This window comes from Sporosarcina cascadiensis, from assembly GCF_009650995.1.
Classification (GTDB): domain Bacteria; phylum Bacillota; class Bacilli; order Bacillales_A; family Planococcaceae; genus Sporosarcina; species Sporosarcina cascadiensis.
In genome coordinates this window covers 132,625-159,058 of sequence record NZ_WHVV01000008.1, presented here as the reverse complement: position 1 = coordinate 159,058, position 26,434 = coordinate 132,625, and the positions used below count along the sequence as shown (strand labels likewise).

Sequence of the window (26,434 nt, the reverse complement as noted above, 5' to 3'; positions counted from 1 at the left end):
ATGGGGACAATGCGGGAAGCACAGCCACAGGTCGATATCAGATGTATTCAATCGCTTCTCCTTGTTTTGCAGCTAACTTCGGTACTGCATTCAATGGCATCCACCGATAGCTGAATAATAGACCTGCGTCTTTACCTTCACCTTCTACACGATATTCCCACTCGTTTTCATCTTTTGTACCTACATAAGAAAAATGGAAAATAGTCCGTTCGTAAATTACATTCTTGTCTTCTGGAAAGAATTTCGATGATTTTACTTTACCTTCGAGTATAAGTTCATCGCGAAGTATACCGGATTCTTCTTCGATTTCCCGATATAATGCATCTAATAAAAGTTCATTACGTTCAATCGTGCCACCGGGTACCTGCAGACCTGCTTCAGGCTGATCAGTTTGTTCGTAAACTAACAGCTTGCGGTGTCTTCCTTCCCCTTTTGTAATATAAGCCAGTACTTTTCTCTTTATCCTTTTCACTTTATTTCACCTCTCTATAGTTAACCCATTATACTGTAAATTTTAACTATTGACAAGTAAAAAGTTTTAATCAATTATTATACAACAATTTAATGGACAGTAAACAAAAACTTTCATCGAAATTTCAACAAATAGGTTAAATATACAATGAAATAGGGAAACATTAAAAAAGGACCGTCAAAGGAAGTGATGATGTATGTACAAAAAGCAGGAAAAACGGCTGATGTGGCTGGCATTTATTGTGGCAGGCATCATGCTGCTTTCTATCGTGGGAAGATTATTTTCATAAATGGGGGTGTACGGAGTGGATTCGGTTTTCTATTCCAGAGTATTAACAGAACTGACGCTGTCTTTCCATATCATCTATGCGACAATCGGAGTCGGGGTTCCGCTGATGATTATGCTCGCACAGTGGGTGGGGATTAAGAAGAATGATGAACATTATATATTACTTGCGAGGCGCTGGGCACGAGGTTTTGTCATCACCGTAGCGGTAGGAGTAGTGACAGGAACCGCCATCGGCCTGCAGCTGTCACTGTTATGGCCGAACTTTATGGAACTGGCCGGTAACGTGATCGCACTCCCATTATTCATGGAGACTTTCGCCTTCTTTTTTGAAGCCATTTTCCTGGGTATTTACTTATATACATGGGATCGGTTCGAAAATCAAAAGAAACATTTTCTACTGCTTATTCCGGTGGCGCTCGGTGCTTCTTTTTCAGCTGTGTTTATTACCATTGTTAATGCGTTTATGAATGCGCCGCAAGGATTTGATTTGGTCAATGGGGAACTAATCAATGTTAACCCGCTTGTCGCGATGTTTAATCCGGCGATGCCGACGAAAGTGGCGCATGTGGTCGGCACGGCATATATGACATCGGCATTTTTATTGGCAGCTATTGCGGCGTTCAGATTGCTGCGCGGATCCAATCACATCTATCATAAGAAGGCATTATATCTGACATTGAAAGTTGGATTCATATTCAGTGTAAGTGCTGCGCTTGTCGGCGACTTATCAGGAAAATACTTAGCGGAATACCAGCCCGAAAAGCTGGCGGCTGCGGAATGGCATTTTGAAACGGAAGAAAATGCACCCTTAATGCTGTATGGCGTACTGGATGACGGAGAAGTAAAGTATGCGATCAAGATTCCGTACGCCCTGTCGATTCTGGCACACGGGTCACCGAAAGCGGAAGTTATCGGACTGGATCAGTTCCCGGAAGAAGATACTCCGCCTCTATATATCCATTATCTATTCGATATTATGGTGACGATCGGTATGACGCTGCTCGCTCTATCTTTAGTCTTTTGGGTCGGCATGTGGAGAAAATGGAGATTCGTCGAGTCCCGCTGGTTCCGCTGGCTGATCGTCCTCGGGGGGCCACTCGTGTTTATTTCACTTGAAGCGGGGTGGTGGCTGGCAGAAGTCGGACGGCAGCCATGGATTTTACGGAACATCATGCGCACGGCAGAAGGCGCAACGAGCAGCGGACAGGTACCGACTATGCTCGCCCTCTTTGCCTTGCTGTACTTAGTGCTCGGCATCGGCAGTGTCGTTGTTCTCCGAAGAATGTTTGTCCGTAACCCTGTTGAGCAGGAAATCATGGATCGGCAGCAAGAGAAGGGCGGTGACATCCGATGAATATTGAGATTTTGGGGATTACAGTTCTTTGGGTGTTTTTATTCGGATATATTATGGTCGGAGCCATCGATTTTGGTGCAGGATTTTTCAATGCCTATACTCTGTTGACTGGCAGGCAGCGTATTCTGACTCATGTGATCCAGCGCTATCTGTCGCCGGTCTGGGAAGTCACCAATGTCTTTCTGGTATTTTTCTTCGTCGGGATCATCGGTTTCTTCCCGAAAACTGCGTTTTACTATGGGACGACGCTGCTGGTGCCCGTCAGTTTCGGGATTATTCTGCTGGCAGTCCGGGGTTCCTACTATGCGTTTGAAACGTACGGGGCACGCGGGCATAAAGGTTATTCATTTGTTTACGGAGCTGCGGGACTGCTGCTGCCTGCGTCGCTGTCTATCGTACTGACGATATCAGAAGGCGGGTTTATTGAAATGATAGACGGCCAGCCGGTTCTCGATTACTGGCTCTTGTTCACAAGTCCGCTGACCTGGTCGATTGTCGTACTTAGTCTGGCGGCGACGCTCTATATTTCCGCCACATTCCTGACGTGGTATGCCAATAAGGCCAAAGATCAAGAAGCGACGCAATTATTACGAAAGTATGCGCTTATCTGGGCGCTGCCGACAATGATAGCGGCAGGCGGTATCATCTTCGAACTGCGCAAACATAATTCGCTTCATTATGAAAATATCCAGCGCTTCTGGCCGCTGTTCCTGCTGTCGTTCATTATGTTTCTCGGTACTTTGGGTCTGCTGTGGAAAGGACGCCGTTACGGAGTCGCGTTCGGTTTGCTGGCGGGACAGTTTGTCTTCGCCTTCTTCGGCTACGGTGCGTCCCATTATCCGTATCTGCTCTATCCATATTTGACCATATACGACAGTTTTACGAATCACGCGATGGCGATTGCGCTCATTACAGCCTTTATTTTTGGCCTGTTGATGCTGATCCCGTCATTGTACTTGCTGCTGAGGCTGTTCTTGTTCAATAAGGACTATGTCAAAGGCAAGGAAGATTATCATGCGTAAGGAGGCAGATTTATGCAGGAGTTTTTAATTTTCTACGCACCATTTCTCGTGATCATCACCGGAATTGCCCTGTCATTTTTTGTCGTGTTAAAAGATGATGCAGTTACGAAAAGTGAGTATAAGGAAACGAGGAAGACAGACGTCTAAGTGCGTCTGTTTTTTTCTTTGCTCCGCATGGTACACTAGGAGTATCTGAAAGATGGAGGAAAAATCATGAGCTTTGCAGTAAATAAAAACGATCGAATAGAAGTGAAAATAGAGGATCTGACACATGACGGAGCGGGGGTGGCGAAGGTTGACGGCTATCCGCTGTTCATACCGGGAGCGCTGTCCGGCGAGACGGTCAGCATCCAGGTGTTGAAAACACTGAAAAACTACGGGTTCGCCAAAATGCTGGACTTGATTGAACCGTCAGAAGACCGCGTTATCCCGCCCTGCCATGTGTTCCCAACATGCGGCGGCTGCCAGATCCAGCACTTATCCTATGAAGCGCAGCTGACACAAAAACGGAAAACCGTCCGCAGTGTGATCGACCGGATCGCCAAGCTGCCGGATGTTCCGGTGCATGAAGTAAAAGGAATGGACGATCCGTGGCGCTACCGCAATAAATCGCAAATCCCGTTCGACACGGAAAACGGCCGTGTGATCACCGGCTTCTATAAGTCCCGCACGCATCAAATCGTTGATACAGACGTCTGTCTGATCCAGACGACAGAAGCAGATGAATTGATGGCCTTGCTGAAACGTAAAATTCAGCAGCTTGGGATTGAGACATATAATGAGAAAACTCATCAAGGCATGTTGCGCCATCTGATCGTCAGGAAAGCCCGCCAGACTGGGCAGGTGATGGCAGTCCTCGTGACCCGGCAAAAGAAGTTTCCACAAAAGCAGGCAGTCGTGGATTTAATTCGGCAAGAGGTCCCGGAAGTTACGTCGATCATGCAGAATATCAACTTTGCCAATACTAACGTCATTATGGGCAATGAAACGGTTAATTTATATGGCAAAGATATCATTATCGACCGGATCGGTGATATCGAATTCGAGATTTCCGCTCGGTCGTTCTATCAAGTGAATCCAGTACAGACAGAAGTGTTGTATCAGCAGGCGTTGGATTATGCAGGGCTTACAGGCAATGAAACAGTTATCGATGCGTACTGCGGCATCGGAACGATTTCACTGTTTCTGGCGAAGCAGGCAAAAGAAGTATACGGTGTGGAAATTGTTCCGCAGGCGATTAAAGATGCCAAGCGCAATGCAGAAGTAAATGGAATAACCAATACTCATTTTGAAGCAGGCGCCGCGGAAGACATTATTCCGAAATGGTACGCAGAAGGCAAGCGTTTTGATGTACTAGTCGTAGATCCGCCGAGGAAAGGCTGCGATGAAAAGCTGCTGGAAACCATTCTGGAGTACAAGCCGAAGAAAGTTGTCTATGTCTCCTGCAATCCAGGTACCCTTGCGCGCGACTTGCGTATTTTGGAGGATGGGGGCTATCGCACGAAGGAAGTGCAGCCGGTGGATATGTTCCCGCATAGTAGTCATGTGGAGTGCGTGGCATTCATGGAACGAAAATAGCTTAGGTATCCACAATTTTCGTAAAGGAAGTGAGTCTATGCCAAAAATTGTTATTATAGAGGATACGGAAAAGATCAGAGAAGAGCTTAAAACCTTTTTGATCAGATACGGATATGAGGCTGCCGCACCTGAGAATTTTGAAAATATTATTCATGATACATTGACAGTGGAACCTGATCTAATACTTCTAGACATTAACCTGCCCATATTCGATGGATATTATATATGCAGAGAAATAAGAAAAACCTCCGACGTGCCTATTATTGTTGTGACGAGCAGAGATAACGAGATGGATGAACTTATGAGTATGAATTTAGGTGCTGATGATTTTATTACAAAACCATTTAATACCCAAATTTTGTTAGCAAGAATTGAAACCATATTAAGAAGAGTTAGCGGATCGAGCCTTAGAGATTCCATTTTTTATAATGATCTAAAGCTCAATTTATCCAACGGCTCAGTTATGTATAACGGGATGACAGCAGAGTTAACTAAAAATGAACTCAAAATACTCTCCTGCATGATTAAAAACAAAGGGAAGATCGTATCAAGAGACGATTTAATGGACTTTATGTGGAATTCTGATGTATTTGTGGATGATAATAACTTATCCGTTAACATTACAAGACTGAGGAAAAAGCTTGAAGGGGTAGGGATGAAGGAAAATATAGAAACCAGACGCGGATTGGGCTATATACTGCCATGAGTATTAAAAGTTATTTAAAAGATAGAACTGTATTTCTGTTAATCAACTTTATATTATTCCTCATCATATGCGGCAGTATGATGCTGATTAACATTGACAGTAAAATAATTCTTCTGATATTCTGCATTTGGTTTTTTCCTGTTCTTTCTTATATTATTGTGGAATTCATTAAACAAAAAAACTTTTACGTAGAGTTGGACAGCCTGATGGAGAGTCTGGACAAAAAATATCTGCTCTCTGAGATCATAAAAGAACCCGAATTTATAGAAGGTAAGTTCTTGTATGATTTATTAAAACGGGCAAACAAAGATATGCATGAGCATGTGAAAAAATACAGGGATACGGGATATGAATATAGAGAGTATATTGAAACGTGGGTACATGAGATCAAGACGCCTATTGCATCAGCAAAGTTAATTATAGAAAATAATCAAAATGAGATTACCAATAACATTAATCAGGAAATAAAAAAAATTGAAGAATACATCGAACAAGTATTATATTACTCAAGAAGTAATGATGTAAGCAAAGATTATATTATTAAAGAGGTTTCTTTAGCGGCCCTGGTAAGAAGTACTGTAAAGAAAAATTCCAGAGACTTTATCAGCAAAAGTATTGCCATTGATATAGAAGCTGTTGAAGGTATTGTGTACAGCGACGTTAAATGGCTGGAATTTATTTTGAATCAAGTGATTGGAAATGCCATTAAATATATTAGAGAAAGTAATGGCAAAGTGAGAATATTCACTGTCCAAAATAAAAACAATATTGTTCTTACCATAGAGGATAATGGAATTGGAATTATAGAGAAGGATGTAAATAAAGTGTTCGAAAAAGGATTTACCGGGGAGAATGGAAGGAAATACGGGAAGTCTACAGGTATTGGACTGTACTTATGCAAAAAGCTTGCAAAACAGCTTGGCCTGGGGCTTGCTTTAACTTCCAAAACGGGCGAAGGAACAAAGGTCAGCATAATTTTCCCGTTAGGAAATGCTAACTTAATACACTGAGTCATCCAATAGAGACGGATTCTCGGCTGCTGTAGTATACAGCAGCCGGGAATCCGTTTTTTTATAACCTTTCAAAAATGTAACTTTAATAAAATCTAAACAAATATGTCTCTCTAATCACTGCTGATAAGATGCAAATAGATAATAAATTTCAGGAGGAATTAAAAATGAAAAAAACGTTAATCACACTTTTGGCAGTCATTCTCTTATCAGTGGGAACTTTCTTTGCCTATGAATACGTTACTGAGCCAAAAATTGTAGATGGGGTAATGTCAAAAGATATTGATGACAACGGAAGGCCGGCAGAGGTAACTGCCACATTTGCTCCAGAAGATCCAATTTATTTTTCTGCAAAGAGAAATCGATTCTGGATTAATGAAGCAGAGGTTGTATGGTATAAAGGAGAAATTACAAAGAAGAACAGGTTTTTAGTTGAAGAAAAAGTGACTAGTAACAAAGCAAAATACTTTTCAGCAAAACTTACAATCCCGGAAGGTCTGGAAGAAGGTCATTACGGTGTTACTATTTATGTAAAGGGTTCAAAAATTATCGAAGCAAAAGCAGAATTTGACGTGAAATAAATAACGATGAATAGAGATTAATCGAAGTTAAAAAAACGACAACCGTGGAGGGAAATCATGCAAAATATATTAAGCGTTGAGAAGATTGAAAAGTATTATGGTAATAAAGGTAATATTACAAAAGCCATTGACAATATTAGTTTCAAGGTTAATCAGGGAGAGTTTTTAGGAATAATGGGTCCTTCTGGCAGCGGTAAAACTACTCTTTTGAACTGCATTTCTACGATTGATAATATTACAACGGGCAATATTATTATAAATACCCAGGATATTACGGCTCTAAAGAAAAAAGCTTTGGAAGAATTCAGACGTGATGAACTGGGCTTTATATTCCAAGATTTCAACCTTCTTGATACACTGACTGCTTATGAAAATATAGCTTTAGCCTTGACTATTCAAAGAAGAGAAGTAAGGGAAATAGATAAATTGATTAAGGACGTGGCAAGAAAACTAGAAATTACTGAGATGCTCGGAAAGTTTCCTTTTCAAATGTCAGGCGGGCAAAAGCAAAGAGTTGCATGTGCAAGGGCAATCGTTACTGAGCCCTCTCTCATTCTGGCGGATGAACCTACTGGTGCATTAGATTCGAAATCCTCAAGATTACTTTTGGATTCATTTGAAAAGCTGAATAAAGAGTTTCATTCGACGATACTGATGGTTACCCACGACTCCTTTACGGCAAGCTATGCCAATAGAATTCTGTTTATAAAAGATGGCCGAATTTTTACTGAATTAATACGCGGAAATGAGACGAGAAAGGAATTCTTCAGTAAAATAATTGAAGTTGTAACTCTGCTTGGAGGCGATGTAGGAAATGTTCTTTAAAATTGCAATCAACAACGTAAAAAGAAGTTTTAAGGATTATACAATTTATTTCCTGACATTGACTCTTGCCGTATGTATTTTTTACAGTTTCAATTCGATTAATTCCCAGAACTCCATATTAGAATTAAATAAAAATGCCAACTTTATATCAACGTTAAATAAGCTTATAGCGGGAACCTCCGTATTTGTCTCTTTTATTCTTGGCGGTCTGATCATTTATGCAAATAAAATCTTGATAAAAAAGCGGAAAAAAGAATTGGGTCTTTATATGACATTAGGGATGCCAAAAAGTAAAATCTCGAAAATATTGATTTTTGAGACCCTTTTAATAGGTGCACTTTCCCTTGTGGCGGGGATTTTACTTGGAATTATCGTATCGCAGGGTCTTTCGCTGCTGGTAGCTAACATCTTATCAGTTGATTTGAATAAATATAAATTTATTATTTCATTGAACGCAGTCGGTAAATCGGTTATATATTTCGGATTAATATATATTCTGGTAATGATTTTTAATCAGTTTACTATTTCGAAATTTAAATTGATTGACATGTTAAATGCGGCAAAGAAAAACGAAGAAGTTAAGCTCAAGAATTCTTTTGTATCATTGATTATATTTGCCACTTCCGTGACGTTGTTAGTCACTGCGTACGCCAGAATTTTAAAAACCGGCTTATCTGCCGGCAATGCGGAGCTGTCAGTTACTGTAGTAATGGGAGTTATGGGAACCTTGTTATTCTTCTTCAGTCTCTCTAACTTCTTTATCCATATAGTGCAAAAGAACAAAAGAATTTATTTGAAGGATATAAATATTTTTGTATTAAGACAAATAAACAACAAGATCAACACGAACTTTCTATCCATGACTGTCATATGTCTTATGATGTTTATAACTATTGCCCTTTTATTTGCAGCGTTTGATTTAAAAAGAACTATCGACAAAAACTTAGAAGAGAGTACTCCTTTTGATGCGTCTGCATTTCTCGTGGTTAATAATGATAATGAAGACCCAAAGGTAAATGATATAGAAGAATATTTAAATAAAATAAACTTTACATTCGGTAATCATGAAAAGAAATCGTTTTATAGTGAATTCAAACTTAATCTAACGATAGAAGAATTACTATCGGAGTATTTAAACAATCAGGAGCGAATTGATTTACAGAATAATTATTTGGATGGTGCTGTATCTGCTGTAAAAATATCTGATTATAATTCAATTATACAGCTTAAAGGGCAAGAGCCCCTTGATTTACAGGAGAATGAGGTATTAATCGTATCTAATTATGCTCTTGTCAATGATGCCTTGCCTGAGTATATGGAAAATGAGAACATCGTCCATATAGAAGATAAAGCTTACAAGATTAAAAATGATTATCCTATAGAGGAGAATGTCAAGAGCACAGGCGGTAATAAATTCTTTTACTTCATAATTCCTGACAATTTCGATGGAAGTCTGCAAACCGAATTTACAAGTTTTAATGTGATGTATGATAATAAAAGTTTTGAGAAATCGGAAGAGAAATTTTCAACTCTCTTCAATAATCTCTCGAAAGACAAATATAGAGACATTTCCCCTGCTTTAGTTATTGGGAGTACACGAGAACAAATAGAAGATAAAGAAAATGGTTTTGCAGCAACCATTGTATTCATCGGTCTATTTTTAGGTCTCATATTTATCATATCCAGTGCGGCAGTCATGGCATTACAACAGTTATCTGACGCAAGTGATAGTTTGGAACGATATAAGTCCTTAAAGAAAATCGGTGTTACTGAAAAATTAATAAATAAAGCAATTTTGAGACAGAGCTTAATTTATTTCTTAGTCCCCTTAAGCCTGGCCGTAATACATTCAATAGTTGGGATTAGTGCAGTTAATGAAATTTTCAACTTTCACTACCAAAGCATTATAGTAAGTTCATTACTCCTTTTCATCATATATGGTGCGTATTTTTATGCAACATATATCGGCGTCAAGAATATAGTCAAAAATAGCAATTAGGATGGATACCGCAAAAGAGATTACCGGCAATTTCATTAGATTGACAGAGAAAATCCCCGCTCAATTGGGGATTTTGCGGAGAAACACATCAACAACTTCAGACTTTTTCAAAAGTACTAACCACAGGATAGATAACCGCCATACTCTCATATTCATTACCCAGTACTGCTGTTAATATTACACATATAATGAGGAGAGAGCATAACCCAAAAGGAGACTTGTATGATTAGTTTGTGCATGATCGTAAGAGATGAAGAAGAAGTGCTAGAGCAGTGTTTGAATAGCGTGGCGCACTTATGTGAGGAAATCGTGATAGTTGATACTGGATCCATTGACAGAACGAAGGAAATTGCAAGAAAGTTTACAGACAAAATTTTTGATTTTGAGTGGATTGATGATTTTTCAGCTGCTAGGAATTTTGCATTTCAACGAGCTACACAGGAATATATCTTATGGATGGATGCGGATGATGTACTGCTGAATGTCGACGGGGAGAAACTGGCTCGTTTAAAAGAGAGCATAGATCCGAATATTGATGTGGTCTCCATGTTATATGACGTAGCTTTTGATGAGTATGGAAATCCATCTTTTTCATTCCGAAGAAATAGGCTGGTCAAAAGGGCTCGCAATTTTAAATGGACCGGACCTGTCCATGAAGTGCTGCTTGTAAACGGAAATACACTCACGTCTGACATCTCTGTCACTCATAAGAAATCCAATAAGAAAAAGAAGAATCAATCTAAGGGCAGGAATTTGCGCATTTATGAAAAAAGACGTGAAGCAGGAGAGGAATTTACAGCTAGAGATCTTTTTTATTTTGCGAATGAACTAAAGGATCATGGCTGCTTCGAGAAGGCTCTAGAACAGTATGCTGAATTTTTAGCAACGGAAAAAGGATGGGTTGAGGATATCATTCGTGCTTGTTTGTATATGGCCGATTGCTATCGTGTCTTAAAACAACCTAAAGAGGAAATGGAGGCTTTGGTCAGTACACTGAAATATGATATACCTCGTCCCGAAGCAGCATGCAGAATAGGAGACATATATAAGGAGAAAGGTCTTTTTCAAAAGGCGGTTTTTTGGTATAAAACAGCAGTGGAAATTGAAATAGAGGAGGACATGGGGTTTACAAATAAAAGTTTTTCCACATGGTATCCCCATTTGCAGCTTTGCGTTTGTTATTGGAAAACAGGGGATGTTCAAGCGGCAATTGACCAAAATCTTCTTGCTAAGCAATATCGTCCGGAGGATCCTGTAATCAAGAATAATGAAAGTTTTTTTGAAGAATACCGTGAGAAATAGAGAGAAAGCAGGGGCAAGATGGAAATCCATCTTGTCCCTGCTAATTTGTTTGTCAGTGTAAATAGAGTTTAGCTGCAAAGGGTTCAAGCAGCCTTTGTGCGTACAGACTTCGCTTTGTCTCAATTTTGCTCATAAAAGTGTCCTTATTGGATAGAAGTTGTTCATGGACCTGTAATAAATCTTCTGCGATGGTTGCGGAATCCATGTCGACTACTAATGAATCTGCTTCTATAGATTTAATGAAATCATATATTTTAAAACGATATCCAAGGGCGATAAACGGGACTTGGGCTGCGAGTGAAAGATAATTAGCATGTAGTTTGAAATTTATAGTATATTCAAAGTCCTGCATTCGTTCCATTAATTCATTCTGATCATATAATACTGGCATCGTGACGTGATCGCTGTCATTTATTTTGTGATACAGCCGGACGGATGCCTCCATATCTTTCTGCCAGACAAGATACAAATGTACTTTATAGCCTTGTGCGATTAATGTTTGCAAAGCCAAGGCTAATTGGTCTTCTACACTTTCCTCATTTTGTCCGTAAACATTGTTGAAGCTCGTTCCCCAATTAACCCCGATGATCTTTTGCTCTGGAACTTTCTTCCTTTCCAAATTTAATAAAAATGCGGAATCTCCTGAAATCTCAATCTGGTTAGTTGGATCAATCTGATCGAAAATCTTTTTTGTAAGTGGTCCCCTGACCCCTGACCATATACTTTGAGAGAATACAGTTCGAATTTTCATCATTGTGAGATCCGAAATGTCTAATAGGAAACGCTCCTGAGGATTTTCTAATAAAGAGATGGAAGACTTGGGCAGCCAGTCAATTCCCGTCCCCCACATCATCACCTTTTTATTCAGCATTACTGCATTATATAAGAAGTCAATAACGTATGGCGAGATGGTGACGCCAGGTCCGTTTAAAATTGATCCTCCGCCAAGAACAACTAAATCATAGTCGCCGGGTGAAACGTTTTTCAAATATTTCATTTCAACATTGACAAAATCTAAAGAATATCCTTCGCCGAGTACAGCAAAATGCTCCTTAAAAAGATCATACATCAATTCATCGCCTAAGTTTTCAAAGCCAATCCAACCAATATAGAGTACCCTTTTCAAGTTTCCCCGCCTTTATCGTATAATCCTTCTTCTATCTTTTTTTGACACTTATTCTTATATTCCATTGCTAAGTAGCTGCCGGTGCCTTGCCAAATTAAATGTTCTTTATGGTCCTCCCCTAATTCCAGGCATTTGTCGAAAGCCTCCAGCGCCTCTTGATATCTTCCTTTTTCGAAGAGAATGGTGCCTTTGAAAAAGTGGAGATCGACATAGTCAGGATAGAGGTCAATAGCTTTTTCGATACTTGGCCAGGCTCCTTCTAAGCTTTTTGTTTCAATTAAGATAGCATATTTTAAACGATAAAGAATCGAGGGAGGTTTGATCATTTTCTGTAAGAAAGAATAGATGGACAGATTCAAATACTGAAATGCTTGTGTATATTCTTGCCTGCGGTAATATTCGCTTGCCAGATGGTAGGCGTTCCATGGATTCTCTTCCAATTCTCCGGCATCAAGTTGCAATAATTCAATATTTCGGGTTTCTTTATCTTTCTTCCTTTCAATCTCCGTGATATATCCGTAGTGGTGAATTTTGGCTGTTAAATATGCGATATTGGCATCTGCAGGCAATTTGAGGGTTTCATGGATACGATTAAAAAATTGGTAGCCTTTAAAGTTCCGAAATAATCGTGTCTGATAATAGGTAAAAACCAGTTCAGGTTGGACCGGCAGACGGTCGCCAACATAATTAAGAACAGGCAATTGGATGACGGTTGCTTCTTCTTGTTGTGCTAGTTGATCGTTTACTGTTTCCCAAGAAAGTACATCCAATTCTTCATCCGCATCCAACCATAAAATCCAGTCGCCGCTCGCATGATTTATGCCGAAATTTCGGGCGTTTGCAAAATGCTGATCCCAATCATAATAAAGAATTTTTACGTTCGCAAATTGCTGGCATAATTTTATTGTCTGATCCGTTGATCCCGTATCAACAATGATAATTTCGTCTGCTATTCCGCTCACACTTTTCAAACATGTTTCTATTCGGTCTTCTTCGTCTTTAACGATCATACATAAACTGATCATTGGATTTTTTTTCATCTATCTATCTCCTTTTACATAACGAATATCTAGAATTTTCTCGGATATCCAAGCGGTTTTTACTGAAGGAGCCTTTTTGATAAAAATGACAAAGTCACAATCATAATAGGATTGAATTTGATTGAGGATTTTTTCACAATGCTGTTTGCACTTTTGATGAACAAATGTGCAACTCCATAGCTCTTGCTGGAACTGTTGCATCACGAATTGTATGTTTCTTCCATTTAGAAAAAACTGCTTTCCTCCTATAAGAACTTTGCGATGAAAATAGTACGCATGAATATGTTCAATTAAAGCTAAAGATGAGATGAGTGTTGTTTCTAGATTGGATAATTGACTCTCGTCAGTGGAAACTTCGAAAGAGTGCAAATGAGTGATCAGGAGTTGGAGATAATTAGGTACGGCATGTAAAAAATGAGATTCGCTTTCTGAAAAAATAGATTGCGAATCTGATTCCAAGCATTTCATAATTATCCCTTCTTTCAAAACAGGATGATTGTATTAATGAGAGTTGTGCTTTCCATCTTTTTTTGCAGAGCTGCAGTTACAATGACAGTCTGAATTTGACGTGCCTTTGTGACAGCAATTCCGGGGTTTAGGTTTACAAGGTCTACAAGGTTTACAACTGTCACAATCAAGTTCTAATACATCTTCCAGTTTAAACTGTAAAAGCATTTGCGACTTGACGATGGTTCTCAGTGTTTTGTTAATGCTATTATTCATTTTCCAAACATCCTCGATACAACCCGAATGTTTTGCTAAAAAAAGTTGGAGCTTCTCCGCCTCCGCATTCATAACATGAGATAAAGCAATTTCCTCTAGCGCTATTGAATTCAATAAGAGCTCGATAGTCTTACAGCGTTCCAATGAAATATCCGGCGTGATATTTGGAATATTCGGCATCGACATATACTATTCACTCCTTTTCATAGTCATTACATTTATTTGAACCTGATTGAAATGGTCCCATGCTAAATCAGGTGCGATGCCATGTATCATATGTGAAGTTATATAGGGTAGTTACCAACTTTATTAGGCTAATTCCTCCGAATTTAATGAAAGTCAGGAAAGTTAAGAGGGAAAGGTGCTATTTAAAATAGAGACGCAAAAGGCGTTTATTAACTTTAGAAAGCCGTGTCATAAGCGAAATCTGTTTTGCCGGTCCAATTGTACAATCTCTTTCTACCGCAAAGAATAAACTATGCATGAGAACGCCATGAAAGGTTAACCTGCATGGCGTTCTACAAAATGAGAAGGGGGTTTTAATATGTCACAACCGAATATTCCTAATATTACACCGAATATCACCATTGATCGAAACGATGTAATCAATTTGCTTTTAGCATCAATAGCAATGGAGGAACTGGGTCTTGCGCATATTATTAATGCGGAAGGAGAAAAAATTCAGTATGCATTAGGTACCATACCTGGTCTTAGTCAAACGGCTACACTTGAAGAATTGTTCGCTGTAAATGACTCAGTACAAGAAATGCTATCTACTGTCATAAAGAAAGAACTCCTTTTGGACACAAAATTGGGCAGGGTCACATCTATTATTCCTAGTGGAGATATTGGTCCAACAGGTCCACCAGGTCCGACGGGAGCTACCGGTCCAACCGGAGCAACAGGAGCAACCGGAGCGACAGGCCCAACAGGTCCGACAGGTCCAACAGGTCCACCAGGTCCAACCGGTGCAACGGGAGCAACCGGAGCGACAGGCTCAACAGGTCCAACAGGTGCAACGGGAGCAACCGGAGCGACAGGCCCAACAGGTCCAACAGGTCCGACCGGCCCAACCGGTGCAACGGGAGCGACAGGCCCAACAGGTCCAACCGGTGCAACGGGAGCGACAGGCCCAACAGGTCCAACAGGTCCGACCGGAGCAACCGGTCCAACCGGTGCAACTGGAGCAACCGGAGCGACAGGTCCAACAGGTCCGACCGGCCCAACCGGTGCAACGGGAGCGACAGGTGCAACCGGAGCCACGGGAGCAACAGGCCCGACAGGCCCGACAGGCCCAACAGGTCCAACTGGTGCAACGGGAGCAACAGGCCCAACAGGTCCAACAGGTGCAACAGGTCCGACCGGAGCAACCGGTCCAACGGGAGCAACAGGCCCAACAGGTGCAACGGGAGCGACAGGTGCAACCGGAGCCACGGGAGCAACAGGCCCAACAGGTGCAACCGGTGCAACGGGAGCGACAGGTGTAACAGGAGCGACAGGTGCAACAGGAGCAACCGGAGCGACAGGCTCAACAGGTCCAACAGGAGCCACGGGAGCCACGGGAGCAACAGGCCCAACAGGTCCGACCGGAGCAACCGGTCCAACGGGAGCAACCGGTCCAACGGGAGCAACAGGCCCAACAGGTGCAACGGGAGCGACAGGTGCAACCGGAGCCACGGGAGCAACAGGCCCAACAGGTGCAACAGGTGCAACAGGTCCAACAGGTGCAACGGGAGCGACAGGTGCAACAGGAGCGACAGGTGCAACAGGTCCAACAGGTCCAACAGGAGCAACAGGAGCGACAGGCTCAACAGGTCCAACAGGAGCCACGGGAGCCACGGGAGCAACAGGTCCAACCGGAGCCACGGGAGCGACAGGCCCGACAGGCCCGACAGGCCCAACGGGAGCAACAGGAGCGACAGGCCCAACAGGAGCCACCGGCGCAACTGGTCCTACCGTTGCGGAAGTTGGTTTCTCGGCCAGAAGAACACCGACCGCTATTACAGGAAGCCAACAACTAGGAGGCTGGGTAGTTACAGATCCGAATTATACTGGAAGTGGGTTTGATGCTGCGACCGGCACTTACACCGTTCCGGAAACGGGAAGATATACGATTAATGCGATATTAAGTTATACTACAACTGCAGCGCTGAACGTTAGCTTAGGAGCTGGAATTAATCCAGCGTTTGTCATTAGAAAGTATTCACCAGTCCCAACGGTTGATCTACTCTCAGGCTTATTCCCGGTTTTGAATGTCAATATAGCCTTGTTGCTAACATTGCGAGCGATTCTAGGAAATGGAACCGTTACTTTAACAGGGGATGTGCATCTGAATGCTGGCGAACAAATTGCTATCTTCTATGAAGCAAGTGGTTTGGGGATTTCTCTCAACATTGGTGGGGGAACAGATACTGGAACGGTTTGGTCAGTTCATAAGTTGACAGATGAATAAGAAGAACTAGGCGGTAACTAATTATTTTAGATTTTGTATAGAATAAAAAGACACTTTATAGAGTTGACACTTCGTAAGCAGTCTCTCTATAGAGTGTCTTATTTAATTTCTTGATTGTTCGTTTTTAAATAAAATTCAGTTGCTTTTCAAAACTATACAACTTTATCGCAATAGATATAGTTGAATAAAGGAAGCAACTTGTCATAATCAGCAAGTGGTTCCCTTTGAACAAAACCTGCTCCAGATGTAGATACATAAAACAGGTAGCCCTTTCTGAATGGTGCTTTCTTCTGCAGGTGTGGATTCGTACGCGACAGGAATTAGAAAGCCGTCATCAACGTCAAAAACGAAGGCAAGTTAAAGGTTGGCATGACCATAAAACTAAACAACAATCCTTGGAACAAGAGGGATAGCTCGATCCGTTTTCATCAGCTATTAAAAGTGATGATAAGTCGAGAAGCCCCCACTTCACACAACCCGAAAGGAAGGGTGTTAAGTGGTGGATAGCTCACTTCATTTAAATACTTTCAGCCGGTCTTCCACTGGCTTGATTTCTTTCTCGCCTGCTTCCATTAATGGCTTGCCGAAAGGCATTTGTGCGATCAGTTTCCACGAATCAGGAACTTCCCATTGTCTTTTCACTTCGTCATCGATCAATGGATTATAATGCTGCAGGCTGGAACCAAATCCTTCTTCCTGAAGTGATGTCCAGATGACGTATTGCAGCATGCCGGAAGACTGCAGCGACCAGATGGGGAAGTTGTCCTTGTACGCTGGGAACTGGTTTTGCAGTGATTCGACCAGTGCCATGTCTTCAAAGAACAGGACCGTACCGTATCCGCTGCCGAACGACGCTATGCGTTCTTCTGTGGTATGAAATCTTTCGGCAGGAACTATTTTACGCAGCGTATCCTCCGTGATTTTCCATAACTTTTTATGGGAATTACCAAGCAGCACGATTACACGTCCTGACTGCGAATTAAATGCGGATGGTGTATGTGTAACTGCATGTACAATGAGTTCTTCAATTCTTTCATCGGAAATAACCGGTTCACCGCTGATTGCGTAAACAGAACGCCGGCTCTCCACTGCTTCTGTAAATGTTTTTGACATTATCAAAACCTCCGTTATTTTGCATACAGCCATATATTTTTATTGGCTTCTCTGTTAGTATAAGATGTAATGATGAAATGGAGAAGTACCCACTTTTAAGTTGTATAGTATACGAAAAGATACTATTGGAGGAATCAGAATGAAAATAGAAGTATCGCAATGCAAAGTAGAAGAAGCCTTGGAGATTGTGGTGGGAAAGTGGAAGCCTGTGATCTTGCTTCATTTGCTTCATGAAGGGACGAAACGTTTTAGTGAACTGAAGCGCAGCATGCCTGGGATTACACAAAAAATGCTGACGAAACAGCTTCGTGAGTTGGAAGAGGAAGACATCATTCAGCGCGTCGTCTATCCGCAAGTGCCGCCGAAAGTAGAGTACTCGATGACAGATTACGGCAGATCGCTGGGACCTATTTTGGAAGCGATGCATGAATGGGGAGAGAACCATGTGATGCACAAGCAGAAGATGGGGTTACTTCAGGAACAGCAAAAACACGTACTATGAATAAAAAATACACGTCTCTTGACTAACGGAGACGTGTATTTTTTATTCATCCATTGTGATACTCTGCAGCTTGTGCAATTTCTTTCGTTGCGTGTACAGTGCCGTAAGGGTGTTCCGGTGGAGCATAAATGGAATATAATTTTAGCGGTTGTGTACCTGTGTTCGTGAGGTTATGCCATTTGCCGGCTGGAATGATGAAAATGAAGTCATCATATACTTTGCGCTTGAAATCCAGCTGCTCCTTTCTATCTCCCATTTGGACAAGTCCTTCACCTGCTTCGATCCGAATAAATTGATCAACATCAGGATGCATTTCTAATCCGATGGCTTCGCCAACTTCTAAGCTCATTAAAGTTAGCTGCAGATATTCTCCTGTCCATAGTGCTGTGCGAAATGTGTTATTTTGTTTTGCCGCCTCTTCGATGTTGACGACAAATGGGGAAGGACCATAATCAGTTATGGTTGCTGACGGAGAGGGTGCGTTAGTTGTATATGACGGCTGCGTAGGATAACGGTAAGAATGCATATTGTTACAAAGTGGAATATAAACCGGCATACAACAGTTGAACATGAGATAAGGGATTTGATAATTCGAGGGAATCATTCCTTTCATTGTGCTTACTGATAGTAGTATATGTGATGTTTATCCGGCTGTGACTGGTTAATATTACGTTAGGAAAACTGGAATACCGCTAAACCATGTTTATCCACTTGTCACAGACTATTCAAATGTAAGCGTTTCGAGTTTGAATGAATTGTGAAATCCTTCACAAGCTACTTTCTTTGCACAGAAAAGATAGTATGATAGGGGTAACAAAAGAAGTTGGTTATGCATTTCCTGTATGGGAATCAAAATACAAACCAAGAAGGAGACTGAACAACATGTGGGTTATCACTTTGTTCGAACAGGCAAACGTACGGATTTTTGAATATGCAGAGAAGGCTGAAGCAACAAACGCAATGAAGAATTTCAGCAAATATGCAGTTCTTTCTTATACAAGATAATTACAGTGCACCGTGCCTGCAGCGTTTTATAGCTGCAGGTTTTTTTCTATTATAAAAAATCGTTGGACTTGTGTTCAGAATTTCGTCCATGTAATGTAATGGATAAACAATAGTTGCAGTTTGCTGCTCATTTCATAAAGAAGGTAATCGATGTATGCTAACAAAAGTTAATACGTTTCTGCAAAGAAGAATCGCTATTTTGACCCCTCTCAGTTTAATCCTGGGTGTCTTGTTTCATCAAATCGGGGAGCAGCTGTTGTTCCTCGTTTCCTGGCTGCTCGCTTTCATTACGTTTGCCGGCAGTCTGAATATGAATATTCGGGAAACCCGCATGGTCGTAAGGCATCCTGGCGTTGTGCTGATCAGTATTGCATTCCTCCATATTCTCATGCCGGCATGGGCATACTTCCTGTCCAGCCTGGTTTTTAATGATCAACTGCTGACGGTTGGTTTTGTGCTGGCGGTTGCTGTCCCGACAGGCGTTACTAGCGTCATCTGGGTAACGCTGACGAAAGGTAATCTGCCCCTTTGCCTGTCAATTATTCTGGTGGATACACTGCTCGCACCTATCGTAATGCCTGCTATCCTTCATGTAGTTGCAGGTGAGCGGATTACAATCGACACAAGTTCACTAATCATGAATTTAATATGGATGGTACTGCTGCCGACACTTCTTGGTATTGCGCTGAATGAAGGTTCAAAAGGAAAAATTCCGTCTAAACTCTCTCCGAAACTTGCTCCCTTTTCCAAGCTGAGTTTATTCGGGATTGTGGCAATTAACGGGAGTGCCGTGGCACCGTATGTTCAAAAGTTTACGTGGGAACTGGTCGGTATCGTTGGCATGGTTTTCTTCCTAGCAGCTTCGGGATATGCTGCCGCTTTGGCTCTATCACATATCATTTGGAAGAACCCTGAAATCTCTTCTACGTTTATGTTCATGGGCGGCATGCGAAACATTGCAGTCGGTGTGGTCATAGCCACATCTTATTTCCCTCCCAAAGTAGCGATGCCTGTTGTGTTTGGTATGCTGTTCCAGCAAGTGCTGGCTTCTTTATACAGCAAGGTGGCAGATAAATATCGAATCTGGATAACGGAAAGAGTGAAGTAACCGGTTGCAGACACTAATCTGACAAATGTAAGCGTTTTGAGTTTGAATGAATTGTGAAATCCTTCACATGATGGTTTCTTTCTCCAATATAAAGCGTATGATAAGAGTAACAAAAGAAATTGGTTATGCATTTCCGAAAAAGGAAATCAAAATGCCAATCAAAAAGGAGACTGAACAGCATGTGGGTTATCACATTGTTCGAACAGGAAAACGTACGGATTTTTGAATATGCAGAGAAGGCTGAAGCTACAAGCGCTATGAAAAACTTCAGCAAGTACGCAGTTCTTTCTTATACACGATAATTAATTAGTCTTCACGCCCGCAGCTTATATGCTGTGGGTTTTTTTATGTTACAGAAGCAAGAAAATGACATAAAAAATCCACAATAAAACGAAAAAGTATATATCCGGCACGCCTTCTTCCGTGGTAAGCTATTCCTGTTTTGATTTTGAATGAAGAGAAGGCGATAAATAGATGGCAGCAGCAAACGGTCCCGTGGTGAAACTGAGTTTATTTCATTTGACGTGGCCTATTTTTCTTGAGTTATTTTTGTTTATGCTGATGGGTCTGGCGGATACTTTTATGCTGAGTGCGCTGTCGGATCAGGCAGTTTCCGGCGTCGGTACAGCAAATCAATATATACAGATTGCGATTTTGGTATTGGAAGTAGTAGGGAATGGGGCAGCCATCGTGGTTGCCCAGTATCTCGGTTCACGGCGTTATATCGAAGCCGCGAAAATATCGGCACTCGCCGTGTCGCTTAATTTATTGGCAGGTTTGGTCATCAGCGGAGTATTCTTGCTGTTCACAAGCCAAATGATGCGGGCTATGAATTTACAGGGCGAGGTGCTTGCCCATGCAGAAGCGTATTTAGTCATCGTCGGCGGAGGGATTTTCCTGCAGGCAATTATTAACGCGCTGGCGGCAATTATCCGCGTGCACGGTTTCACCAAGCAGACGATGTTTGTTTCATTGGGAATGAATATCATTCATGTCATCGGGAATTACGCATTGATTTTCGGTAAGTTTGGTATGCCCGCACTCGGCGTCAAAGGGGCGGCCATTTCGTCTGTCGGCAGCCGGCTTGTGGCAGTCGTATTCTTTCTATGGCTATTGTACAAGGTGCTGGATTACCGGATAGATTTTAAGTTCTATTTTACATGGTCAAAGGAGTATATCGGAAAAATCCTTCACATTGGTCTGCCGTCTGCATTCGAACAAGTGCTTTATCAGGCATGCCAGATTGTGTTCTTATATTATGTGACGTATCTCGGAACGGAGGCGCTGGCTGCCCGGCAGTATGCGACGAATGTGTCGATGTTCAGTTATTTATTCGCATTGGCGATTGGGCTTGGCACGTCGATTATAACAGGCCGGATGGTCGGCAGCGGACAGAAGGAAGAAGTCTACCATCAAGTGTGGAAGTCGCTTCGCCGGGCGCTTGTCATGACAGCGGTCATGGTGGTAATTGTCATGACCATCCGCTATCCGCTCATGCGCCTGTTTACAGATAATGAAGCGATCATCGAGCTTGGCGCCAAGGTATTATTGCTGTCATGTCTGCTGGAAACTGGCAGGACGGTGAATATGGTCATCATCAATTCATTGCGTGCAGCTGGAGATGCGAAATTTCCTGTGCTGATGGGTGCGATTTCGATGGTGCTCATTAGTTTGCCACTTGGTTATTTCCTGGTGTTTGTGATGGATTTAGGATTGATCGGCGTATGGCTGGCGATTGCAACGGATGAATGGATTCGTGCAGTCAGTATGGCGCTGCGTTGGAAGAGCAGGGCGTGGGAACGCTATGCATTGGTGGAAGCACCTGAATCGGTGGTGCCGGCAGAGCAGTCTGCAACGCCGGATGTTGTGTGAGCAAGTATACGGGATGGCAGTTCAAAGCTTATACTTTGAACTGCTTTTTTATGTGGCAAAATCAGAGTTCTGCTGTGCGATTTCATTCTGAATGATCATACAAACTCTCTTTGTGATCATAGACTCTGTCTGCATGCTCATACGCCGCCGCGAGCCGATCATAGAGCAACCGCTCACGCTCATGTCACCCCCGCACTTGATCATATGCGGCCCATTCGTGATCATAGAGCACTTCTATTCGCAAATGCTGCATCTAACTTCACTTTAACAAGCAATCTGAGGTAGGATTAAGTCAGTAACGAAAAGAAGGGGATGGGTCGGAATGAAAGAGGTTAATAAATATATAGATGAAATTTTTTCACCGCAAGATGCGTTGCTGAAGGAAGTGATGGAGTCCATAAAAGAAAACGGAATGCCGTCTATCTCGGTATCGCCGAGTTCCGGGAAATTGCTGACGATGCTGGTTTCCATGTCCAAAGCAAAAAATGTTCTGGAAATTGGTGCTCTTGGAGGGTACAGTGGAATTTGTCTGGCTAGAGGATTTACTGGGGAGGGCAAGGTAACTTCTTTAGAACTGCAGCAATCTTACGCAGAGCTGGCTCATCGAAATCTGACAAAAGCAGGTTTTGGTGATCAAGTGACTTATATGACTGGAGAAGCACTTGAAAATCTTCAATTACTTATCGATAGTCAAAAACGCTTTGATTTCTTCTTCATCGATGCAGATAAAGAAAACTACGAAAAATATTTAGACCTCTGTTTACAGCTCGCGGAACTTGGCGCAGTAATCGTTGCTGATAATGTACTAGCAGGGGGCAGCGTGGCTGGCGGAACTGAAACAAGACGCCATACAGAAACGATGAAGAAATTCAATACCTATGTGGCAAACCATCCTAAATTAGAGTCGCTGCTTATTCCGACAGGAGACGGATTGACCGTGTCGATTGTGAGGAAATAGTGTAGGTGAAATAATATTGTATAAAAAAACGCTTATATGAGAGTCATAAACATATCTATAAAGCAATCACATTCCTGAAGTTGAGGATTGGGGTTGCTTTTTGTTTAATATGAGATTGTTAAATACATTCTTAATATTATAAATGATGTTTACAAAACACAAGTGAGTCAGTATAATCAGAATGTGTACATTGTCGACAATCAGACAAAAAGTATGTTGGAAGGAGGAATATCGTGAGTAAAGATTTATCGAGGTTCTCTTTAAAGCATAGGATCGCACAGGAAATCAGAAGTCTGATCTATGAAGGGAAATTATCAGCTGGTGAAAAGATCACGGAGAGTCGTCTCTCACAAGATCTGGGAGTTAGTCGTACTTCTGTACGCGAAGCCATTTTGCTATTGGAATTAGAGGGTTTACTAATTTCTTCTCCTTACAAAGACACTAGGGTAGCTACTATTTCTCAAGAAGAAGTAATGGAATTACTTATTCCAATGCGTGTTCAAATTGAGACGTACGCATTGAAAAAAGGATTTGCTAATTGGGAAGACGCGGATAGAGAGAAATTCAGAGGCATTGTGGAAAATATGAAAAAGGCGGTAAACTATGATGATCTGCCGACATTCATTGACTTGGATATTCAACTGCATGAATTGATTGTGACTTCCTCTGAATTAGAAAATGTAATTAGAATATGGGAAAGCATTGTACATCGAATTCGATTGCACTTTGTTTATCAGAATAGCAAATCAGGGACGCTTGAAAAATGGATGAAAGATCACGAAGAATTAGTAGAAATTCTAATTACAGAGGATTCGGTTGAAGATGCTGTGGAAGCGCTTCGAAAACATATCATTGATACAAACATACCTGACGTTTATTTATTGAATTGAAATTCAGGTTGTTCTTATTGAAGGGTTTGGAGGAAAGAGTATTTTGACAAAACTTGAAATTTCTAAAATAGAAGTCAATGTAGTGGCAGGTCCAGAAGCAAAATATAAAACCTCTTCGCATTATGCTGATCTAACAATAACGAATACGATTGTGAAAATACAAACAACTGATGGATATGAAGGATTCGGCGGGGCGATATCATGGACAGAAGGATGCCCTGATAAAAGTTTAGCTGAATCGATTAGACATTTGATTCCTTTTTTGATCGGTAAATCTGCACTTCAGAGGGAAGAACTTTATAACTTGTTGGCGAGCAGATGTGTTCAAATGACGCCGGAAGCTCAATCACCAATTGACATAGCGTTATGGGATTTAGTTTCAAAGTATGCAAAGATGCCATTGTATCAATTTTTGGGAGGGGCGCGTAACAAAATTCTATCTTATGCGAGCACACCATTTCTTTCAAGTATTGAAGAATATATAGAGTATGTTCATGAATTAAAAGAACAGGGATATAAATATATTAAATTCCATACATGGTGCAAAGCTGAGGAAGATTTGGCGCTAGCCTATGCCATTCATGATGTCTTTAAGAATTCAGGATTGAAATTTATGATGGATGTGGAAAGCTCTTATACAAGGCAAGAAGCATTGTATGTAGCAAATGAGTTGGAAAGGCTTGGTTATGTGTGGTTTGAAGCTCCTTTACCTGATACCGATTTGAAAGGATACCAAGAATTGAGATCAAGAGTTCAAATTCCTATTCTCGCTGCGGGTAATACATTGCTTCATATGAATCAACTGGAGCAAGGCATCCAAAACGGTTGTTGGTCGAGTGTAAGGGTGGATACAACCTTAGCAGGCGGTATTACGCAGACTAGAAAAGTAATGGGTCTTGCAGAGGCGAATTCAATGACGGTGGAACTGCAATCATGGGGGTATACACTTTCCCAAGCTGCGAATCTACATGTAATGCTTGCGTATACCAATTGTTTATTTTTCGAACAAGCAGTCCCTGTAGAACCGTTGGAATTCGCTGTGAAAAATCCAATTCGGACAGATGCAGATGGATATGTTCATGCGCCTATTGGTAATGGCTTAGGGATTGAAATGGATTGGAAATTGGTAGAGCAATCAGCAATTTATAAAATCGTATGTGACTGTAGCGGCTTAAAATAATAAAATGACAGAATCTCCTAGAGGAATATGCGGCGGCAACCATCATATTTTAGAAGACTCTGCCAACCTATAGTATAGCAAATTATACTAGTTATTTTAAGGGAAATAACTAAGTTCAAAAGTAAAAAGGACGGTTTATTGAAATGAAAATAGTAGACATAGAGGTAATTGAACTCAGAGTACCGCCAATGGATCAAGAATGTACGTGGGGAGAAGATGCCCTGCTCGTTAAAGTCACTACGGATACCGGTTTAGTCGGCATCGGTGAAAGTGATACGTCTCCAATGGTTGCAAGAGCAGTCATTGAAGCGCCAAGTTCCAATTTATATTGCAGCGGATTGAAATCACTTTTGATTGGAGAAAACCCTTTGGAAATCCAAAAACTTTGGGACAAGATGTATTGGGGTTCCAATTACCTAGGACGACGTGGCGCAGGAATCCATGCGATCAGCGCAATTGATATTGCTTTATGGGACATTGCATCTCAATTTTACCAAGTACCTATTCATATGTTGCTTGGCGGGAAATATCGAGAAAAAATAAAAGCGTATGGTACGTTCATTCCTGTTGAAGAACCGATTGAAAATAAGAAAATTGCCAAGAAGCTAAAAGAACAAGGATTTACAAGCTTGAAATTCGGTGGCGGCGTGATGGGTGATTATGATGATGTCGATTATGAAATTGTGAAGGCTATTCGTGAGGAAGTAGGCGATGAATTCGAATTGCAAATCGATCTTGCGTCAAAATGGAATACGTATGGACGAGCTGCGAAGATGTTCAAACGTCTCGAAAAGTTTAATCTGAACTGGATTGAAGAACCAATCTTAGCAGATGATATGAAAGGCTATGCAAAATTATCGGGACTTACAGGTGCGAAAATTGCTGGCGGAGAATCATTAACAACTCGATACGAATTTAAGGATTTTCTTGAATACGCACAACCTGATATTGTTCAGCCAGACATCACGCGTTGCGGTGGTATCAGTGAAATGCGAAAGATTTTCGATCTAGCCGTAATGAACGGAACCAAACTCGTCCCGCATGGTTTTAGTACAGGTATTCTTCTGGCAGCAACTGTACAGTTTTTAGCTGCAACGCAAGAGGGAGATTTAATGGAATATTCCCAGAGCGATAGTCCACTGTTTACTGATTTAGTGAAAAACTTACTTCCGTTTGAAAACGGATACATTTCAGTGCCAGACTGCATCGGACTTGGCGTTGAGCTTGATGAAGAGTTGATTAAAAAGTATCGTGTCAATTGATGAACCTCAACAGCAAGCTATATGAACTTTGTGAATTGGTAATTATCGATAAGCAATAATTAAACT

At 41.4% G+C, this 26,434-nt stretch carries 26 protein-coding genes; 20 read left to right on the top strand and 6 right to left on the bottom strand.

Annotation, left to right across the window (positions count from 1 at the left end):
- Positions 1-37: 37 nt before the first annotated feature.
- Positions 38-472, bottom strand: a complete 435-nt coding sequence (locus GDZ68_RS10410; RefSeq protein ID WP_153722234.1) for an NUDIX hydrolase — start codon at positions 470-472, stop codon at positions 38-40.
- 304 nt (positions 473-776) lie between these two features.
- On the opposite strand from GDZ68_RS10410, the gene GDZ68_RS10405 reads away from it, so the two are divergent.
- The 10 genes from GDZ68_RS10405 (at position 777) to GDZ68_RS10365 (ending at position 11,137) form a co-directional block, all read left to right on the top strand.
- Positions 777-2,114 carry a cytochrome ubiquinol oxidase subunit I gene (locus GDZ68_RS10405; RefSeq protein WP_408020119.1) on the top strand — a complete coding sequence of 446 codons (1,338 nt, stop codon included), beginning with the start codon at positions 777-779 and terminating at the stop codon, positions 2,112-2,114.
- The gene (locus GDZ68_RS10400; protein ID WP_153722232.1) at positions 2,111-3,136 is read left to right on the top strand and encodes a cytochrome d ubiquinol oxidase subunit II; all 1,026 of its coding nucleotides are present in this window, start codon (positions 2,111-2,113) and stop codon (positions 3,134-3,136) included. The genes GDZ68_RS10405 and GDZ68_RS10400 overlap by 4 nt, the downstream gene beginning before the upstream one ends.
- Before the next feature lie 12 nt (positions 3,137-3,148).
- Positions 3,149-3,283 (top strand): cytochrome bd oxidase small subunit CydS, encoded by a 135-nt coding sequence (gene cydS, locus GDZ68_RS18310; protein WP_255425144.1) that lies wholly within the window; start codon positions 3,149-3,151, stop codon positions 3,281-3,283.
- 66 nt (positions 3,284-3,349) lie between these two features.
- On the top strand, positions 3,350-4,714 hold the full coding sequence (gene rlmD / locus GDZ68_RS10395; protein WP_153722231.1) for a 23S rRNA (uracil(1939)-C(5))-methyltransferase RlmD: 1,365 nt from the start codon (positions 3,350-3,352) through the stop codon (positions 4,712-4,714).
- Between the two features lie 37 nt (positions 4,715-4,751).
- Positions 4,752-5,420 (top strand): response regulator transcription factor, encoded by a 669-nt coding sequence (locus GDZ68_RS10390; protein ID WP_153722230.1) that lies wholly within the window; start codon positions 4,752-4,754, stop codon positions 5,418-5,420.
- Complete coding sequence (locus GDZ68_RS10385; protein ID WP_153722229.1) at positions 5,417-6,430, top strand: sensor histidine kinase; 1,014 nt, start codon at positions 5,417-5,419, stop codon at positions 6,428-6,430. Before GDZ68_RS10390 ends, GDZ68_RS10385 begins: the two co-directional genes overlap by 4 nt.
- 167 nt (positions 6,431-6,597) lie before the next feature.
- The gene (locus GDZ68_RS10380) at positions 6,598-7,011 is read left to right on the top strand and encodes a hypothetical protein (protein WP_153722228.1); all 414 of its coding nucleotides are present in this window, start codon (positions 6,598-6,600) and stop codon (positions 7,009-7,011) included.
- Positions 7,012-7,068: 57 nt separating this feature from the next.
- Positions 7,069-7,836, top strand: coding sequence for an ABC transporter ATP-binding protein (locus GDZ68_RS10375; RefSeq protein ID WP_153722227.1), 768 nt, complete (start codon positions 7,069-7,071; stop codon positions 7,834-7,836).
- Complete coding sequence (locus tag GDZ68_RS10370; protein WP_153722226.1) at positions 7,826-9,835, top strand: FtsX-like permease family protein; 2,010 nt, start codon at positions 7,826-7,828, stop codon at positions 9,833-9,835. The genes GDZ68_RS10375 and GDZ68_RS10370 overlap by 11 nt, the downstream gene beginning before the upstream one ends.
- A 237-nt stretch (positions 9,836-10,072) precedes the next feature.
- Complete coding sequence (locus tag GDZ68_RS10365; RefSeq protein WP_153722225.1) at positions 10,073-11,137, top strand: glycosyltransferase; 1,065 nt, start codon at positions 10,073-10,075, stop codon at positions 11,135-11,137.
- Positions 11,138-11,189: 52 nt separating this feature from the next.
- Here GDZ68_RS10365 and GDZ68_RS10360 read toward each other — a convergent pair whose 3' ends face one another.
- The 3 genes from GDZ68_RS10360 to GDZ68_RS10350 are packed head-to-tail and all read right to left on the bottom strand — an operon-like array spanning position 11,190 to position 13,771.
- A complete protein-coding gene (locus GDZ68_RS10360; RefSeq protein WP_153722224.1) occupies positions 11,190-12,263 on the bottom strand; it encodes a polysaccharide pyruvyl transferase family protein in 1,074 nt (357 codons plus the stop codon).
- Positions 12,260-13,303 carry a glycosyltransferase family 2 protein gene (locus tag GDZ68_RS10355; protein ID WP_228551076.1) on the bottom strand — a complete coding sequence of 348 codons (1,044 nt, stop codon included), beginning with the start codon at positions 13,301-13,303 and terminating at the stop codon, positions 12,260-12,262. The genes GDZ68_RS10360 and GDZ68_RS10355 overlap by 4 nt, the downstream gene beginning before the upstream one ends.
- Positions 13,304-13,771: a hypothetical protein gene (locus tag GDZ68_RS10350; RefSeq protein WP_153722223.1), complete on the bottom strand. Its 468-nt coding sequence runs from the start codon at positions 13,769-13,771 to the stop codon at positions 13,304-13,306.
- 799 nt (positions 13,772-14,570) lie between these two features.
- Between GDZ68_RS10350 and GDZ68_RS10345 the strand changes: the two genes are divergently transcribed.
- Positions 14,571-16,478 carry a hypothetical protein gene (locus tag GDZ68_RS10345; protein WP_153722222.1) on the top strand — a complete coding sequence of 636 codons (1,908 nt, stop codon included), beginning with the start codon at positions 14,571-14,573 and terminating at the stop codon, positions 16,476-16,478.
- Positions 16,479-16,991: 513 nt separating this feature from the next.
- On the opposite strand, the gene GDZ68_RS10340 is transcribed toward GDZ68_RS10345, so the two are convergent.
- Entirely contained in the window at positions 16,992-17,591 is a 600-nt protein-coding gene (locus GDZ68_RS10340; protein ID WP_153722221.1) for a nitroreductase family protein, read from the bottom strand.
- A 139-nt stretch (positions 17,592-17,730) separates the two neighbouring features.
- Between GDZ68_RS10340 and GDZ68_RS10335 the strand changes: the two genes are divergently transcribed.
- A complete protein-coding gene (locus tag GDZ68_RS10335; protein WP_153722220.1) occupies positions 17,731-18,093 on the top strand; it encodes a winged helix-turn-helix transcriptional regulator in 363 nt (120 codons plus the stop codon).
- 46 nt (positions 18,094-18,139) lie between these two features.
- On the opposite strand, the gene GDZ68_RS10330 is transcribed toward GDZ68_RS10335, so the two are convergent.
- Positions 18,140-18,706 carry a cupin domain-containing protein gene (locus GDZ68_RS10330; RefSeq protein ID WP_153722219.1) on the bottom strand — a complete coding sequence of 189 codons (567 nt, stop codon included), beginning with the start codon at positions 18,704-18,706 and terminating at the stop codon, positions 18,140-18,142.
- 269 nt (positions 18,707-18,975) lie between these two features.
- Here GDZ68_RS10330 and GDZ68_RS18305 point away from each other — a divergent pair, with 269 nt between their 5' ends.
- From GDZ68_RS18305 to GDZ68_RS10300, 8 genes are all read left to right on the top strand, one after another.
- Positions 18,976-19,098 (top strand): hypothetical protein, encoded by a 123-nt coding sequence (locus GDZ68_RS18305; protein ID WP_255425143.1) that lies wholly within the window; start codon positions 18,976-18,978, stop codon positions 19,096-19,098.
- A 154-nt stretch (positions 19,099-19,252) separates the two neighbouring features.
- Positions 19,253-20,206: a bile acid:sodium symporter family protein gene (locus GDZ68_RS10325; RefSeq protein WP_153722218.1), complete on the top strand. Its 954-nt coding sequence runs from the start codon at positions 19,253-19,255 to the stop codon at positions 20,204-20,206.
- A 179-nt stretch (positions 20,207-20,385) separates the two neighbouring features.
- Positions 20,386-20,508 (top strand): hypothetical protein, encoded by a 123-nt coding sequence (locus GDZ68_RS18300; RefSeq protein WP_255425142.1) that lies wholly within the window; start codon positions 20,386-20,388, stop codon positions 20,506-20,508.
- Positions 20,509-20,680: 172 nt separating this feature from the next.
- Complete coding sequence (locus GDZ68_RS10320; RefSeq protein WP_153722217.1) at positions 20,681-22,078, top strand: MATE family efflux transporter; 1,398 nt, start codon at positions 20,681-20,683, stop codon at positions 22,076-22,078.
- Positions 22,079-22,400: 322 nt separating this feature from the next.
- A complete protein-coding gene (locus tag GDZ68_RS10315; RefSeq protein ID WP_153722216.1) occupies positions 22,401-23,036 on the top strand; it encodes an O-methyltransferase in 636 nt (211 codons plus the stop codon).
- Positions 23,037-23,269: 233 nt separating this feature from the next.
- Positions 23,270-23,926 carry a GntR family transcriptional regulator gene (locus GDZ68_RS10310; RefSeq protein WP_153722215.1) on the top strand — a complete coding sequence of 219 codons (657 nt, stop codon included), beginning with the start codon at positions 23,270-23,272 and terminating at the stop codon, positions 23,924-23,926.
- Positions 23,927-23,969: 43 nt separating this feature from the next.
- The gene (locus GDZ68_RS10305; RefSeq protein ID WP_153722214.1) at positions 23,970-25,106 is read left to right on the top strand and encodes an enolase C-terminal domain-like protein; all 1,137 of its coding nucleotides are present in this window, start codon (positions 23,970-23,972) and stop codon (positions 25,104-25,106) included.
- Positions 25,107-25,249: 143 nt separating this feature from the next.
- The gene (locus GDZ68_RS10300; protein WP_153722213.1) at positions 25,250-26,368 is read left to right on the top strand and encodes a mandelate racemase/muconate lactonizing enzyme family protein; all 1,119 of its coding nucleotides are present in this window, start codon (positions 25,250-25,252) and stop codon (positions 26,366-26,368) included.
- Positions 26,369-26,434: the final 66 nt, after the last annotated feature.

Excerpts from the sequence above, each read along its gene's own strand:
- GDZ68_RS10330 (WP_153722219.1), bottom strand. The coding sequence starts at position 18,706 with ATGAAAGGAATGATTCCCTCGAATTATCAAATCCCTTATCTCATGTTC.
- GDZ68_RS10390 (WP_153722230.1), top strand. The coding sequence starts at position 4,752 with ATGCCAAAAATTGTTATTATAGAGGATACGGAAAAGATCAGAGAAGAG.
- GDZ68_RS10385 (WP_153722229.1), top strand. The coding sequence starts at position 5,417 with ATGAGTATTAAAAGTTATTTAAAAGATAGAACTGTATTTCTGTTAATC.
- GDZ68_RS10340 (WP_153722221.1), bottom strand. The coding sequence starts at position 17,591 with ATGTCAAAAACATTTACAGAAGCAGTGGAGAGCCGGCGTTCTGTTTAC.
- GDZ68_RS10300 (WP_153722213.1), top strand. The coding sequence starts at position 25,250 with ATGAAAATAGTAGACATAGAGGTAATTGAACTCAGAGTACCGCCAATG.
- GDZ68_RS18305 (WP_255425143.1), top strand. The coding sequence starts at position 18,976 with ATGTGGGTTATCACTTTGTTCGAACAGGCAAACGTACGGATTTTTGAA.
- GDZ68_RS10375 (WP_153722227.1), top strand. The coding sequence starts at position 7,069 with ATGCAAAATATATTAAGCGTTGAGAAGATTGAAAAGTATTATGGTAAT.
- cydS (WP_255425144.1), top strand. The coding sequence starts at position 3,149 with ATGCAGGAGTTTTTAATTTTCTACGCACCATTTCTCGTGATCATCACC.
- GDZ68_RS10325 (WP_153722218.1), top strand. The coding sequence starts at position 19,253 with ATGCTAACAAAAGTTAATACGTTTCTGCAAAGAAGAATCGCTATTTTG.
- GDZ68_RS10345 (WP_153722222.1), top strand. The coding sequence starts at position 14,571 with ATGTCACAACCGAATATTCCTAATATTACACCGAATATCACCATTGAT.
- GDZ68_RS10365 (WP_153722225.1), top strand. The coding sequence starts at position 10,073 with ATGATCGTAAGAGATGAAGAAGAAGTGCTAGAGCAGTGTTTGAATAGC.
- GDZ68_RS10370 (WP_153722226.1), top strand. The coding sequence starts at position 7,826 with ATGTTCTTTAAAATTGCAATCAACAACGTAAAAAGAAGTTTTAAGGAT.
- GDZ68_RS10350 (WP_153722223.1), bottom strand. The coding sequence starts at position 13,771 with ATGAAATGCTTGGAATCAGATTCGCAATCTATTTTTTCAGAAAGCGAA.
- GDZ68_RS18300 (WP_255425142.1), top strand. The coding sequence starts at position 20,386 with ATGTGGGTTATCACATTGTTCGAACAGGAAAACGTACGGATTTTTGAA.
- GDZ68_RS10400 (WP_153722232.1), top strand. The coding sequence starts at position 2,111 with ATGAATATTGAGATTTTGGGGATTACAGTTCTTTGGGTGTTTTTATTC.
- GDZ68_RS10320 (WP_153722217.1), top strand. The coding sequence starts at position 20,681 with ATGGCAGCAGCAAACGGTCCCGTGGTGAAACTGAGTTTATTTCATTTG.
- GDZ68_RS10355 (WP_228551076.1), bottom strand. The coding sequence starts at position 13,303 with ATGAAAAAAAATCCAATGATCAGTTTATGTATGATCGTTAAAGACGAA.
- GDZ68_RS10380 (WP_153722228.1), top strand. The coding sequence starts at position 6,598 with ATGAAAAAAACGTTAATCACACTTTTGGCAGTCATTCTCTTATCAGTG.
- GDZ68_RS10335 (WP_153722220.1), top strand. The coding sequence starts at position 17,731 with ATGAAAATAGAAGTATCGCAATGCAAAGTAGAAGAAGCCTTGGAGATT.
- GDZ68_RS10315 (WP_153722216.1), top strand. The coding sequence starts at position 22,401 with ATGAAAGAGGTTAATAAATATATAGATGAAATTTTTTCACCGCAAGAT.
- rlmD (WP_153722231.1), top strand. The coding sequence starts at position 3,350 with ATGAGCTTTGCAGTAAATAAAAACGATCGAATAGAAGTGAAAATAGAG.